The following is a 14,165-nucleotide window of genomic DNA, read 5'->3' as shown; positions in this document are numbered from 1 at the left end:
CGGCTCCTGTCGGTACGGGGTGCTCGTCTTCGCCGCGTGCGTCGCGGGTCAGTACGACTTGGGCAGGCCGAGGGTCTGGTGGGACACGTAGTTCAGAATCATTTCCCGGCTGACCGGGGCGATGCGTGCCACGCGGGACGCGGTGACGAGGGAGGCCAGGCCGAACTCCCGGGTGAGGCCGTTGCCGCCGAGGGTGTGCACGGCGGTGTCCACGGCCCGTACGCACGCCTCGGCGGCGGCGTACTTGGCCATGTTGGCGGCCTCGCCGGCGCCGGTGTCGTCGCCCGCGTCGTACAGGTGGGCGGCCTTCCGCATCATCAGGCGGGCCAGTTCCAGCTCGATGTGGGCTTGGGCGAGGGGGTGGGCGATCGCCTGGTGGGCGCCGATGGGGGCCTTCCACACCTGGCGTTCGCGGGCGTACGCGACGGCCTTCCCGACCGCGTACCGGCCCATGCCGAGGGCGAACGCGGCGGTCATGATCCGCTCGGGGTTGAGCCCGGCGAACAGCTGGAGCAGCCCCGCGTCCTCGTCGCCGACCAGGGCGTCGGCGGGCAGCCGCACCTCGTCGAGGGTCAGCTCGAACTGCTTCTCGTGGGCGTGCAGTTCCATGTCGATCCGCCGCCGCCCGAAGCCGGGGGTGTCGCGCGGGACGACGAACAGGCAGGGCTTGAGGCTGCCGGTGCGGGCGTCCTCGGTGCGGCCGACGATCAGGGTCGCGTCGGCGATGTCGACCCCGGAGACGAAGACCTTCCGTCCGGTCAGCACCCAGTCGTCGCCGTCGCGGCGGGCGGTGGTGGTGATGCGGTGGGAGTTGGAGCCCGCGTCGGGCTCGGTGATGCCGAACGCCATGGTGCGGCTGCCGTCGGCGAGCCCCGGCAGCCAGCGCTCCTTCTGCGCGGCGGTGCCGAAGCGGGCGACGACGGTGCCGCAGATGGCGGGCGAGACCACCATCATCAGCAGCGGGCAGCCGGCCGCGCCCAGCTCTTCGAGGACGAGGGACAGCTCGGCCATGCCGCCGCCCCCGCCTCCGTACTCCTCGGGCAGGTTGACGCCCAGGTAGCCGAGCTTCCCGGCCTCCGCCCACAGGGCGTCGCGGTCCTCCGGGTCGTGGGCGCGGCCGTGCCGGCGGCCCAGGGCGGCGACGGCGGCGCGCAGGGCGGACTGTTCCTCGGTCTCGACGACGGTGCTCATTGCTCTGTCTCCTCTTCGGGCGACTCTTCTACGACGGCGAGCAGGGCACCGACCTCGACCTGGCGGCCGGGGACGGCGTGGAGCGCGGTGAGCGTGCCGGAGGCGGGAGCGGTGACGCGGTGCTCCATCTTCATGGCCTCCAGCCAGACGAGGGGCTGCCCGGCCTCGACCCGGTCGCCGGCCGCGACGCCGGCGACCCGGACGACCGTGCCGGGCATGGGGGCGAGCAGCGAGCCGGGCGCGGTCCGATCGGCGGGGTCGGTGAACCGGGGGTGGGCGGTCAGCCGGTGGCCGTTCACATGGACGACGCCGTCGCCGTACGCGGCCACCTCGTAGCGCCGGACGACGCCGTCCACGTCGAGGCGGACGCACCCGGGCGAGACGTCCACCACGCGCGCGTGCGGGTGGGACTCGACGGTGAAGGAGCCGTCCCGGGTGGGGCGGTAGCGCACCTCGTGGTCGCCGTAGCGGGCGCTCCGCGGCTGCGACGGGACGTTGCGGAAGGCGCCGAACCGGCCGGAGCGGGCGGACGCGGCGGCCAGGGCGGCGGCGACGGCCGCGTACTCCTCGCCGGGCGGGGGCGCGGTGAGGGCGGCGAGGTTCCGTTCGTAGAAGCCGGTGTCGAGGCGGCCCGCGACGACGTCGGGGTGGCGCAGGGTGCGGACGAGCAGGTCCCGGTTGGTGACCGGGCCGTGCACCCGGGCGCGGTCGAGGGCGTGGGCGAGGAGGCGGACGGCCCCGGCGCGGGTGGGGGCGTGGGCGACGACCTTGGCGAGCATGGCGTCGTAGTGGACGCCGACCTCGTCGCCGGCCGCGTATCCGGCGTCGGTGCGCAGCCCGTCGCCCCCGGGGACGTCCAGGGCGTGCAGGACGCCGGTCTGGGGCGCCCAGTCGCGGGCCGGGTCCTCCGCGTAGAGGCGGGCCTCGACGGCGTGGCCGCGCGGGGCGGGCGGCGCGGGCGGCAGGGGGGCGCCCTCGGCGACCCGGATCTGGTGGGCGACCAGGTCGAGCCCGTACACGGCCTCGGTGACGGGGTGTTCGACCTGGAGGCGGGTGTTCATCTCCAGGAAGTACGCGCGGTCGCCGGCGACGAGGAACTCGACGGTGCCCGCGCCGGTGTAGCCGACGGCCTTCGCGGCCGCGACCGCCGAGGTGTGCAGCGCCTCGCGCAGGGCGGCGTCCAGCGCGGGGGCCGGGGCCTCCTCGACGACCTTCTGGTGGCGCCGCTGGAGCGAGCAGTCCCGGGTGCCGAGCGCCCACACCGTGCCGTGCGCGTCGGCGAGGACCTGCACCTCGACGTGGCGGCCGCGTTCGACGTACGGCTCGGCGAACACCTCGCCGTCGCCGAACGCGGACCGGGCCTCGGCGGTGGCCGCCGCCAGTTCGCCGGGCAGCGCCGCCAGGTCCCGGACGATCCGCATGCCCCGCCCGCCGCCGCCGGCCGCCGCCTTCAGCAGCAGCGGCAGGTCCCCGGGCGTGGCCCTCGCCGGGTCCACGGGCGCGAGGAGCGGGACGCCGGCCGCCGCCATCAGCTCCTTGGCGCGGGTCTTGGACGCCATGGCCTCGACGGCCTCCGGCGGGGGGCCGATCCATGTCAGGCCCGCGTCGGTCACGGCCCGCGCGAAGGCGGCGTTCTCCGAGAGGAAGCCGTAGCCGGGGTGGACGGCGTCCGCGCCCGCCGCCAGCGCGGCCTTCACGATCAGATCGCCGCGCAGGTACGTCTCCGAGGGCGCCGCCCCCGGCAGGCGTACCGCCGCGTCGGCCTCGCGCACATGGCGGGCGCCCGCGTCGGGGTCGGCGTACACGGCGACCGTGCCGATGCCGAGGGAGCGGCAGGTGCGGAAGACGCGGCAGGCGATCTCGGCGCGGTTGGCGACGAGGACGGTGGAGATCATGGTGTGGCCCTCACATCCGGAAGACGCCGAAGCCGCCGCGCGCGCCTTCGACGGGGGCGGTGTGGATCGCGGACAGGCACAGCCCGAGGACGGTGCGGGTGTCGCGCGGGTCGATGACGCCGTCGTCGTACAGCCGCCCCGACAGGAACATGGGCAGCGACTCGGACTCGATCTGCTGCTCCACCATGGCGCGCAGCGCGGCGTCGGCCTCGTCGTCGTAGGGCCGGCCCTTGGCGGCGGCGGAGGCGCGGGCGACGATCGACAGGACGCCGGCGAGCTGCTGGGGGCCCATCACGGCGGACTTGGCGCTGGGCCAGGCGAACAGGAAGCGGGGGTCGTAGGCCCGGCCGCACATGCCGTAGTGCCCGGCGCCGTAGGAGGCGCCCATGAGCACCGACAGGTGCGGGACCCGGGAGTTGCTCACCGCGTTGATCATCATGGCGCCGTGCTTGATGATGCCGCCCTGCTCGTACTCCTTGCCGACCATGTAGCCGGTGGTGTTGTGCAGGAACAGCAGCGGGACGTCCCGCTGGTTGGCGAGCTGGATGAACTGGGCGGCCTTCTGCGACTCGGGCGAGAACAACACCCCCTGGGCGTTGGCGAGGACGCCCACCGGATAGCCGTGCAGCCGCGCCCAGCCGGTCACGAGGCTGGGCCCGTACAGCGGCTTGAACTCGTCGAAGCGGGAGCCGTCCACGATCCGGGCGATCACCTCGCGCGGGTCGAAGGGGACCTTGAGGTCGGCGGGGACGATGCCCAGCAGTTCCTCCGGGTCGTACTTCGGGGGCTCGGCGGGGTCCGGGTCGGGGTGCGCCTTGCGGTGGTTGAGGCGGGCGACGATCCGGCGGGCCTGCCGGATCGCGTCGGCCTCGTCCACGGCGTAGTGGTCGGCGAGCCCCGACACGCGCGCGTGCATCTCCGCGCCGCCGAGCGACTCGTCGTCGCTCTCCTCGCCGGTGGCCATCTTGACCAGGGGCGGCCCGCCGAGGAAGACCTTCGACCGCTCCTTGATCATCACGGTGTGGTCGGACATGCCCGGCACATAGGCGCCGCCCGCCGTGGAGTTGCCGAACACCACGGCGACGGTGGGGATGCCGGCGGCGGACAGGCGGGTGAGGTCGCGGAACAGCGCCCCGCCGGGGATGAAGATCTCCTTCTGGGACGGCAGATCGGCGCCGCCGGACTCCACGAGGGAGACGCAGGGCAGGCGGTTGGCGTACGCGATCTCGTTGGCGCGCAGCGCCTTGCGCATCGTCCAGGGGTTGGACGCGCCGCCGCGCACGGTGGGGTCGTTGGCGGTGATGAGGCACTCGACGCCCTCGACGACCCCGATGCCGGTGACGAGCGAGGCGCCCACCGGGTAGTCGCTGCCCCAGGCGGCGAGCGGGGAGAGTTCGAGGAACGGCGCGTCCTCGTCGAGGAGCAGCTCGATGCGCTCCCGGGCCAGGAGCTTGCCGCGCCCCCGGTGGCGGGCGGTGTACTTCTCGCCGCCGCCCGCCAGCGCCTTGGCGTGCTCGGCGGACAGCTCGTCGAGCTTGGCGAGCATGGCCGCGCGGTGGGCGGCGTGGTCGGGCGCGGCGGGGTCGACGGCGGTGGGGAGGACGGTCACAGCGGGGCCTCCGGGGTGCCGGGCCCGCCGGTGCCGGGCGCGGTCGGGGGAACGGTCACAGCAGGGCCTCCGGGGTGCCGGGCCCGCCGGTGCCGGGCGCGGTCGGGGGAACGGTCACAGCAGGGCCTCCGGGATGTCGAGGTGGCGGGCGCGCAGCCATTCGCCCAGCGCCTTGGCCTGCGGGTCGAAGCGGGCCTGCGCGGCGACGCCCTCGCCGAGCAGCCCGGCGACGGTGAAGTTCAGCGCGCGGAGGTTCGGCAGGACGTGCCGGCCGACGTCCAGCGCGGCGGTCTCCGGCAGCAGCCGCCGGAAGCGGTCGGTGGTGAGGGTGTGGGCGAGCCACCGCCACGCCTCCCCGGTGGGCGCCCAGACACCCACGTTGGCGTCGCCGCCCTTGTCGCCGCTGCGCGCCCCGGCGACCAGCCCGAGCGGGGCGCACCGGACCGGTCCCGGCGGGAGCGGCTCGGGCAGGGGCGGCTCGGGGACGGGCTCCAGGGGGCGGGTGGCGGCGGCCGGGTCGATCACCACCCGTTCGCCGTCCGGGAGTACGGCGGTGTGCGTGACGGCGCCGGGGTCGACGTACAGCGCCTCGAACACCCCGTAGGGCGCGCCCTTCCCGGGCGGGGCCGTGACGTGGAAGCCGGGGTAGCTGCCGAGGGCCAGCTCCACGGCCGCGCCGGTGACGGCCCGGCCCACCGCGTCGGGGTCGGCGTCCCTGACGACCAGGCGCAGCAGGGCGCTGGCGGTCTCCTCGCTGGGGGCGTCGGGCCGGTCGGTGCGGGCCAGCTCCCAGCGGACGTCGGAGGTCTTCGCGAGGGCGCCCTCCAGCTGCTCACGCACCAGCCGCGCCTTGGCCTCGACGTCCAGTCCGGTGAGGACGAACACCATCTCGTTGCGCCAGCCGCCGAGCCGGTTCAGCCCGGCCTTCAGCGCGGGGGGCGGCGCCTCGCCGCGCACGCCGGAGATCCGCACCCGGTCGGGGCCGTCGGGGTCGAGGCGCACGGTGTCGAGCCGGGCGGTGACGTCGGGGCCCGGGTAGCGGGCGCCCGCCGTCTCGTAGAGGAGCTGGGCGGTGACCGTGCCGGTGTCGACGACCCCGCCGGTGCCGGGGTGCTTGGTGATGACGGCCGAGCCGTCGGCGTGGAGTTCGGCGAGCGGGAAGCCGGGCCGGCGGACGTCGTGGCGGGTGAAGAAGGCGTAGTTGCCGCCGGTGGCCTGGGTGCCGCACTCCAGGACGTGCCCGGCGGCCACGGCGCCCGCGAGCCGGTCGTACTCCTCGGGCCCCCACCCGAACCACCAGGCCGCCGGCCCGCTGACGAGCGCCGCGTCGGTGACCCGCCCGGTCACCACGACGTCGGCCCCGGCGCGCAGGCAGGCCGTGATGCCGAAGCCGCCCAGGTAGGCGTTGGCGGTCAGGGCGCCCTCGGGCACCGGGAGCTGGTCGCCCTCGACATGGGCGACGCGCACGTCCGGCAGCCCGAGGCGGCCGGCGAGGGCGCGCAGCGCCTTGGCGAGCCCGGCGGGGTTGAGCCCGCCCGCGTTGGTGACGATCCGCACGCCCCGCTCGCGGGCGAGCCCGAGGCCGTCCTCCATCTGCCGGAGGAAGGTCTTGGCGTAGCCGAGGGAGGGGTCCTTCAGGCGGTCGCGGCCGAGGATGAGCATGGTCAGCTCGGCGAGGTAGTCGCCGGTGAGGACGTCGAGTGCGCCGCCGGTGAGCATCTCGCGCACGGCGGCGGAGCGGTCGCCGTAGAAGCCGGAGGCGTTGCCGATCCGCAGCGGGCGCCTCACGCGTCGCCCCGGGGGGCGCGGCCGGGTCCGGCCGGTCCGGCGAACGCCTGGGCGATGTCGAGCCAGCGGTCGGCGTCGGGGCCGTGGGCCAGGACGGCCAGGTCGGCGCGGTGGGCGCGCTGGGTGACCAGGAGGCAGAAGTCGTGGGCGGGGCCGGTGATCCGCTGGGCGGCGTCCTCGGGCCCGTACGTCCAGGGCGGGCCGCCGCCGGGCGGGGTCAGCTCCACGCGGAAGGGCGCGGCGGGCGGGGTGAGGCCGCGTACCGCGTAGGCGTAGTCACGGGCGCGTACGCCGATGTGGGCGACGTGCCGGAGGCGGGCGGAGGGGGCGCGGGTGACGCCGAGGGCGTCGGCGACGTCCTGGCCGTGGGCCCAGGTCTCCATCAGGCGGGCGGTCGCCATGGAGGCGACGCTCATGGGCGGCCCGTACCAGGGCAGGCGGGTGCCGGCCGGGACGGCGGCCAGGGCGCCGGCGAGCCGGGCGCGGCCGGTGCGCCAGCGGTCGAGGAGGGCGGCGGGCGGCCGGGCGGCGCCCTCCTCGGCGCCCTCGTCGACGAAACCGTCGGGGTCCTTCAGCGCCTGGGCGACGTGCGCGGCGAAGCCGGCGGGGTCGGTGGCGGCGAGCAGGGCCGCGTCGTCGGTCCACGCCAGGTGGGCGATCTGGTGGGCGACGGTCCAGCCGGGGGCGGGGGTGAAGGTGGCCCAGGCGTCCGGGTCCAGGCCGGCGACCAGCCGGTCGAGCTCCTCGCTCTCGTCGCGCAGATCGGTGAGCAGGGCGTCGGACACGGTGCGCTCCCTCCGGGACACGGCAGTGCGTGCCCCGGAGCATGGCAGCGCCCCGAGAAACAAGCAAGCGTGCTTGCTTTACTTTCTGGCCGCCCGCTTCGGCACCTGCGACCGCACCGCGCCCATGCTCGCCGCGATGACCAGCGCGATCGCCAACGCGTCGACGGCGGACAGGGCTTGACGCAGGACGAGGAAACCGGCCGTGGCCGCGATCGCGGGCTCCAGGCTCATCAGGATGGCGAAGGTCGGCGCGGGCAGCCGCCGCAGCGCCAGCAGCTCCAGGGTGTACGGGAGCACCGAGGACATCAGCGCCACCGCGAGGCCCAGCCCGATCGTCGACGGCACCAGCAGCGCCGACCCGGCCTCGGCGACGCCCAGCGGGAGGGTCAGCACCGCACCCACCGCCATGGCCAGCGCGAGGCCGTCCGCCTGCGGGAAGCGCCGCCCGGTGCGGGCGCTGAAGACGATGTACGCCGCCCACATCGCGCCCGCCGCCAGCGCGAACGCCGCGCCCGCCGGGTCCAGCCGGTCGAAGCCGCCGCCGCTGAGCAGCACCACGCCGCCCAGCGCGAGGCCCGCCCACACCAGGTTGACCAGCCGCCGCGAGGCGATCACCGACAGCGCCAGCGGCCCGAGCACCTCCAGGGTGACGGCGGCGCCCAGCGGGATGCGGTCGACAGCCTGGTAGAAGAGCACGTTCATCCCGGCCATGGCGGTGCCGAAGGCCACCACCGTGCCCCAGTCGGCCCGGCTGTACCCGCGCACCCGGGGGCGGCAGACCACCAGCAGCACCACGGCCGCGAGGATCAGCCGGAGGGTGACCACGCCGAGCGCCCCGGCGCGCGGCATGAGCAGGACGGCGACGGCGGACCCGAACTGCACGGACAGCCCGCCCGCCACCACCAGCGCGACCGGGCCGAGACCGCCCCGGCGCCCCCGCGCGGCCCCCTCGGGGTGCGCGGCGGACGCCTCGGGCAGCGCGACGGCGGCGGCGTCGGCGGTACGGGCGGCCGCTGCGGCCTCCGTACGGGCGGTGTCGTTCACCGGGGGAACCTCGACTTCTCTCTCTTCGGCTGGTTCATTCGAATGGACTTTCAGTCCATCGTAATGTACCGAAGCGTGGGGGTCCCGGGTCCCGTGGGTCCCCTCCACCGTAGACGCCGCTCCCCCGGCGGCGCCGGGCGGTCAGGCGCGGCAGCGCAGCATCACCAGCGGGGGGTTCGCCCGGAAGTCCGCCCAGTGCTCCTCGCCGAACTCCTTCAGGCCCGCCTCGGACACCTCCATCGGCACCCACTCCAGGTCGCGGAAGCCGGCCGCGGCGAGGCAGTCCTCGTACACCTCGCGGCGCGGGCGGCTGGCGACGAAGGAGACCGGCGGGTCGAGCAGTGCCGTGGTCCGCACCCGCGGCCCGGTCCCGGACTCCTCGCCGGTCAGCTCGGTGCGGAAGCCGTACTTCTCCGGGGTCGGCCCGTCGAAGCGGTAGCCGGGCGACTGGTTGAGCACGAACAGCTCGCCGCCGGGCACCATGCTCCGGTGCACATGGCGGCACATCCGCTCCACGGTGGCGACGTCCTCCGCGTAGTTGAAGAGCTGGACCGCGAGCGCGATGTCGAAGGGCGCCTCGAAGGTCCGCAGCTCCGCCGCGTCGCCCACCTCGTAGCGCACGCCCAGCGGCTCGCCCTCCTCGATCCCCCGCGCCACGGCGACCATCTCACCGGAGATGTCGATGCCGAGCACGTCCGCCGCGCCGCGCCGCCTCAGCTCCCGGCTGTAGAAGCCGGTGCCGCAGGCCAGGTCCAGGACCGACCGGCCCCGCACGTCCCCGACCAGCGCCAGGAAGCTGGGCACCACCACGTACTGCTCCAGCGGCAGGGCCTTGAAGCCCTCGTACGCCTCGCCGATCTCGTCGTACTGCTGCTGAGCGCTCATCGCGCGTCCTCCCCGTGGATCGTCCTGCCGCCGTACCGCCCGTCGGGCGTGCACGGCCGTCGGCCCGGCCCGTCGCCGGCGCCGTGGTTCGGCAGTCTGTCCGAACGCGAGCGGACGCCCGTATGGGCGGAACCTACGAAGATCCGGCGCCGCTCTCGGCCCTCTTGGCGCGGGCGCCGGTCATGGCGCGGGCGCCGGTCAGGGGCCGTCCGGCAGCGCGTCGGCCAGCACCTCCGCCAGGTGCCGCGCCCGTACGCCCGCCAGGTCTGCCAGCTGCGTACGGCAGGAGAACCCGTCCGCGAGCAGCACCGCCTCCGGGCCGGCCGCGCGGACGGCGGGCAGCAGCCGGTCCTCGGCGCAGGCCACCGACACGTCGTAGTGGCCGCGCGCGAAGCCGAAGTCGCCGGCCAGGCCGCAGCAGCCGCCGCTCAGCCCGCCGGTCAGGCCCGCCCGCTCGCGCAGCCGGCGCTCGGCGGCGTCGCCCAGCACGGCGTGCTGGTGGCAGTGGGTCTGGCCGGCGACCGGGCGGTCGAGGCGCGGGGGCCGCCAGCCGGGCGCGTACTCCTCCAGCGCCTGGGCGAAGGTGCGCACCGACCCGGCCAGCCGGCGGGCGCGCGGGTCGTCGGGGAGGAGGCCGGGCAGGTCGGTGCGCAGGGTGGCGGCGCAGCCGGGTTCGAGGACCACGACGGGCGCCCCCAGGACGGGCTCCATGGTGTCGAGGGTGCGGCGCAGCACGGCGCGGGCGTGGTCCAGCTGGCCGGTGGAGATGTACGTCAGGCCGCAGCACACCCGGCCGGGCGGGAGCGCCGGGGGCAGGCCGGCCGCGTCCAGGACGGCGACGGCGGCACGGCCCACGGAGGGGGTGAGGTGGTCGGTGAAGGTGTCGGGCCACAGCAGTGGGCGGTCGTGGCCGTCCTGCCGGTCCTCCCGGCCTTGGCGGCCCTGGCGGTCCTGGCGGTCCTGGCGGGCGAACCAGGCGCGGAAGGTCTCCGGGGCCAGCGCGGGGAGGTCCCGCTGCGGGGCGACGCCCGCCGCCCGCTTGGCCAGCGCCGCGAGCGCGGGCACCCGGGCGGCGGCGTTCAGCGGGCGGGCCAGGGGCGCGGCGAGGCGCAGCCAGCGGGGCAGCCGGCCCATCGCGTAGTGGGCGGCCGGGCGGCGCCGCCCGGCGTAGTGGTGGTGCAGGAACTCCGCCTTGTACGTGGCCATGTCGACCCCGACCGGGCAGTCGCTGAGGCAGCCCTTGCACCCCAGGCACAGGCCGAGCGCGTCGAGCACCTCCGGGGACCGCCAGCCGCCGGTCACCACCTCGCCGGCCAGCATCTCGTGCAGCAGCCGGGCCCGGCCCCGGGTGGAGTGCCGCTCCTCGCCGGTCGCCCGGTAGGACGGGCACATCACCCCGGGCCCCTCGTCCGGGCCGTCCGCCCGGCACGCGGCGACGCCCACGCAGCGGCGCACGGCGGTGGCGAAGTCGCCCCCGTCACCGGCGTACGCGAAGGCGGTGGCCGCCCGCTCGCGCGGCAGGACCGCGAAGCGGAGGTCGCCGTCCAGCGGGGCGGGGCGGGCGAGGACGCCCGGGTTCATGCCGCCGAGCGGGTCCCACAGGTCCTTGAACCGGCCGAAAAGGGCGACCAGTTCGTCCCCGTACATCCTCGGCAGCAGCTCGGCGCGCGCCTGCCCGTCGCCGTGCTCGCCGGACAGCGAGCCGCCGTGCGCGACGACCAGGTCGGCGGCCTCCTCCGAGAAGCGGCGGAAGCGCCGTACGCCCTCGTCCGTGACCAGGTCGAAGTCGATCCGCACATGGACGCAGCCGTCGCCGAAGTGCCCGTAGGGCGTGCCGTGCAGCCCGTGCGCGGCCAGCAGGGCGCGGAAGTCGCGCAGGTACGCGCCGAGGCGGGCGGGCGGCACCGCGCAGTCCTCCCAGCCGGGCCACGCCTCGGCGCCCTCCGCGCTGCGGGTCGCGGTCCCGGCGGCGGCCTCGCGCACCCGCCACAGGGCGGCCCGGGCGGCGGGGTCGGTGACGACCGTGCCGTCCAGGGCACCGGCGGCGCGCAGCAGGGCGCGCCCGGCGGCCTCCGCGGCGGCGGGGGTCGCGCCGCCGGTCTCGGCGAAGAGCCAGGCGCCGCCCCGGGGCAGGAGGGTGCGGGCGGCCGGGTCGCGGACCAGGTCCTCGGCCATGCCCTCGACGGTGAGCGGGCCGTACGGCAGGAGGCCGGGCGCCGCGTCGGCCGCCGCGCTCTCGTCGGCGTACCCCAGGACGGCGAGGGCGCGGGCGGGCGGCGCCTCGACGAGCCGCAGGGTCGCCTCGGTGACGACCCCGAGGGTGCCCTCGCTGCCGCAGAAGGCGCGGGCGAGGTCGGTGCCCCGCTCGGGCAGCAGGGCGTCGAGGGCGTAGCCGGAGATACGGCGGGGAAGGCCGGGCGGGAAGCCGGTGCGGATGGCCGCCAGGTGGCCCGCCACCAGGTCCGCGAGGCCCTCGGGCCCGCCCTCCCAGCCGCGCCCGAGGCGCAGTTCGTCGCCGCCGTACGTGGTGACCGCCAGCCCGTGGACGTTGTCGGCGGTGGTGCCCCACGCCACCGAGTGCGACCCGCAGGCGTTGTTGCCGATCATCCCGCCGAGGGTGCAGCGGCTGTGCGTGGAGGGGTCGGGCCCGAAGGTCAGCCCGTACGGGCGGACGGCGTCGCGCAGCCGGTCGAGCACCAGCCCGGGCTGGACGACGGCGGTGCGGGCCCCGGGGTCGACGGCCAGGATGCCGCGCATGTGCCGGGTGAGGTCCAGCACCACCCCGGTCCCGGTCGCCTGCCCGGCGATGGACGTCCCCCCGCCGCGCGGCACGACGGGCACCCCGTGCTCCCGGCACACGGCCAGCGCGGCGGCCACGTCGTCCGCGTCCCGGGGGGCCACCACCCCGACGGGCACGCGCCGGTAGTTGGAGGCGTCCATGGTGTGCAACGCCCGGGCGGCGGTCCCGAAGTCCACGCCCCCGCGCACGGCCCCCCGCAGGTCCGCCGCCACCCGCCCCACGTCACTCACCCGCTCACCCATGCGCCCAGGATGCCCCGCCGGACCGCCCTCCGGTGACGGGACGGGCCGGGCCCGGTGGTTCTGCTGGAGGTTGGCCCGGGTGCCTTCAGCTGCGGCCGAGTACGCGGACCATCCACCCGGCGTCACGCCACTGGTCAGCGTCCAGAGTGCCCCGGGCGTCAACGGCCTTGGGACTCCGGCTCCGGGCGGCGAGTCGTGTGGGATCGATGCGGGAGAACTGCGACCACTCGGTCAGGTGCAGCAGGAGGTCCGCGTCCTCGGCGGCGGCGATGGGGTCGTCCACGTAATTGAGTTCGGGGTGCGTCTTCCGGGCATTGTCGAGAGCCATGGGGTCGGTGACGGTGACGGTGGCACCAACGTCGTGGAGTGCCTGGGCGACGGCGAGGGCGGGTGAGTCGCGGATGTCGTCGGTCTCGGGCTTGAATGCCGCGCCCCAGACAGTGATCCGCTTGCCCCGCAGGTCGATGCCGAGCTCCTCGCGGGTCAGGTCGATGATCCGTCGGCGGCGGCGGACGTTGACTTCGCCGGCTTCCCGGAGAATGCCAACGGCCTCGTCGGCGCCAAGCTCGTCGGCTCGGGTGATGAAACCGCGGAGATCCTTGGGCAGGCAGCCGCCGCCGAAGCCGAGGCCGGGCCGCATGCCACGTCGTCCGATGCGGACGTCGTGGCCCAGGATGTCCGCGAGTTCGGCGACATCTGCGCCAGACCTCTCGCACACTTCGGCCATCGCGTTGATGAAAGAGATCTTGGTGGCAAGGAAGGAGTTCGCAGCGCCCTTGGCGAGCTCGGCAGTCGCCCAGTCGGTGACGATCGTCGGCACCCCTGACTCAATGATTTTGCCGTACGCCTGCCGTAGCACGGATTCGCCCCAGGAGCGCTCGGTGCGGAAACCGAGGACGAGCCGGTCCGGACGCAGGGTGTCCTCGATGGCGAAGGACTCGCGCAGAAACTCCGGATTCCAGGCGACCTCGATGCGGTCCCCGGCGGGTGCGTGTTCGAGCAGAAGCTTGGCGAGACGGGGTGCCGTCCCGACGGGGACGGTCGACTTGACCGCGACGACGGCAGGGCGGACCAGGCCATGAGCCAGCTTGGTGACAGCGCCGAAGAGGTGGGTGAGGTCGTACCCGTCGCCGTCGATCCGCTCCGGCGTACCGACTCCCACGAAATGCAGTTCGGCGTATGCGGCTGCTTCGGCGTAGGACGCCGTGAACCTCAGCCGGCCCGATCGGATGTGCTTGGCGAGGAGTTCGTCCAAGTCCCGCTCGTAGAACGGAGCTTTGCCTGAGTTGAGGAGGTGAACCTTGTGGATGTCGGAGTCCATACCCAGGACCTCATGGCCGAGTTCAGCCATGCACGCTGCATGGGTGGCGCCCAGATAGCCGCAGCCGATGATGGTCATCTTCATGAGCAGGTGTCCTTTTGGCTGGGGCCGCCGGCCGTGCCCCATCTTCGCCCGTCTCAGGGAGAGCGCGGAGATCAGGAGGGCCGAGCGGCCAGATGACGGTTGATCCCGCCCCGGATGAACGGCGGGATGGTGAGGGTGTCGAGATGCTCAGGGGCCAAGAACTGGAGCTTGACGCCCTCGGTGAGCGGGAGGGCGGTCTCGTCGCCGTCCCACGTCCCGGCGAAGAAGGTGATGATCTGCCCGGATCCGCGATGATCGGTGATCTCGAACAGCTCGGTCAGGGGACCAGCAGCAAGGCCCGCTTCCTCGTCCAACTCGCGGACGATCGCGGTGGCCGGATCCTCGCCGGGGTCGCACCCGCCGCCCAGAAGGCTCCAGTGGGCGGGCCAGGCGATGTCCGGGAGGTCGTCACGGAGGTGGAGGAGGACGTCACCGCGACGGTTGGTGATGATCGCCACGGCTCCGCGGGCGGTGCTCGGCCCCGGACTCGCGGTGGTGTCGGAGTGCATCCCGACACGCTA

General features: G+C 75.2%; 10 protein-coding genes. All 10 read right to left on the bottom strand.

What is annotated here, in order from left to right; all coding sequences use genetic code 11:
- Positions 1–48: 48 nt before the first annotated feature.
- Positions 49–1,191 carry an acyl-CoA dehydrogenase family protein gene (locus ACF08D_RS24290; RefSeq protein WP_392225130.1) on the bottom strand — a complete coding sequence of 381 codons (1,143 nt, stop codon included), beginning with the start codon at positions 1,189–1,191 and terminating at the stop codon, positions 49–51.
- Positions 1,188–3,086 carry an acetyl/propionyl/methylcrotonyl-CoA carboxylase subunit alpha gene (locus ACF08D_RS24285; protein ID WP_392225129.1) on the bottom strand — a complete coding sequence of 633 codons (1,899 nt, stop codon included), beginning with the start codon at positions 3,084–3,086 and terminating at the stop codon, positions 1,188–1,190. The genes ACF08D_RS24290 and ACF08D_RS24285 overlap by 4 nt, the downstream gene beginning before the upstream one ends.
- 10 nt (positions 3,087–3,096) lie before the next feature.
- Positions 3,097–4,695, bottom strand: coding sequence for an acyl-CoA carboxylase subunit beta (locus ACF08D_RS24280; protein WP_392225127.1), 1,599 nt, complete (start codon positions 4,693–4,695; stop codon positions 3,097–3,099).
- Between the two features lie 114 nt (positions 4,696–4,809).
- A complete protein-coding gene (locus tag ACF08D_RS24275; protein WP_392225125.1) occupies positions 4,810–6,483 on the bottom strand; it encodes an acyclic terpene utilization AtuA family protein in 1,674 nt (557 codons plus the stop codon).
- Positions 6,480–7,268 (bottom strand): TIGR03084 family metal-binding protein, encoded by a 789-nt coding sequence (locus ACF08D_RS24270; RefSeq protein WP_392225124.1) that lies wholly within the window; start codon positions 7,266–7,268, stop codon positions 6,480–6,482. Before ACF08D_RS24270 ends, ACF08D_RS24275 begins: the two co-directional genes overlap by 4 nt.
- Before the next feature lie 78 nt (positions 7,269–7,346).
- Positions 7,347–8,312 (bottom strand): DMT family transporter, encoded by a 966-nt coding sequence (locus ACF08D_RS24265; RefSeq protein ID WP_392225122.1) that lies wholly within the window; start codon positions 8,310–8,312, stop codon positions 7,347–7,349.
- Positions 8,313–8,453: 141 nt separating this feature from the next.
- Entirely contained in the window at positions 8,454–9,197 is a 744-nt protein-coding gene (locus ACF08D_RS24260) for a class I SAM-dependent methyltransferase (RefSeq protein ID WP_392225121.1), read from the bottom strand.
- Between the two features lie 198 nt (positions 9,198–9,395).
- Positions 9,396–12,239 carry an FAD-binding and (Fe-S)-binding domain-containing protein gene (locus ACF08D_RS24255; RefSeq protein ID WP_392225119.1) on the bottom strand — a complete coding sequence of 948 codons (2,844 nt, stop codon included), beginning with the start codon at positions 12,237–12,239 and terminating at the stop codon, positions 9,396–9,398.
- Positions 12,240–12,324: 85 nt separating this feature from the next.
- The gene (locus tag ACF08D_RS24250; RefSeq protein ID WP_392225117.1) at positions 12,325–13,644 is read right to left on the bottom strand and encodes a UDP-glucose dehydrogenase family protein; all 1,320 of its coding nucleotides are present in this window, start codon (positions 13,642–13,644) and stop codon (positions 12,325–12,327) included.
- 71 nt (positions 13,645–13,715) lie between these two features.
- Positions 13,716–14,153, bottom strand: coding sequence for an NUDIX domain-containing protein (locus tag ACF08D_RS24245; protein WP_392225115.1), 438 nt, complete (start codon positions 14,151–14,153; stop codon positions 13,716–13,718).
- Positions 14,154–14,165: the final 12 nt, after the last annotated feature.

It is taken from the genome of Streptomyces sp. NPDC015131 (assembly GCF_043079975.1).
Classification (GTDB): Bacteria; Actinomycetota; Actinomycetes; order Streptomycetales; family Streptomycetaceae; genus Streptomyces.
The sequence above is the reverse complement of the archived record's forward strand: the minus strand, read 5'-3'. Positions and strand labels throughout refer to the sequence as shown.

Coding starts and splice junctions, on each gene's coding strand:
- ACF08D_RS24290 (WP_392225130.1), bottom strand. CDS start 1,191: ATGAGCACCGTCGTCGAGACCGAGGAACAGTCCGCCCTGCGCGCCGCC.
- ACF08D_RS24285 (WP_392225129.1), bottom strand. CDS start 3,086: ATGATCTCCACCGTCCTCGTCGCCAACCGCGCCGAGATCGCCTGCCGC.
- ACF08D_RS24260 (WP_392225121.1), bottom strand. CDS start 9,197: ATGAGCGCTCAGCAGCAGTACGACGAGATCGGCGAGGCGTACGAGGGC.
- ACF08D_RS24255 (WP_392225119.1), bottom strand. CDS start 12,239: ATGGGTGAGCGGGTGAGTGACGTGGGGCGGGTGGCGGCGGACCTGCGG.
- ACF08D_RS24250 (WP_392225117.1), bottom strand. CDS start 13,644: ATGAAGATGACCATCATCGGCTGCGGCTATCTGGGCGCCACCCATGCA.
- ACF08D_RS24245 (WP_392225115.1), bottom strand. CDS start 14,153: ATGCACTCCGACACCACCGCGAGTCCGGGGCCGAGCACCGCCCGCGGA.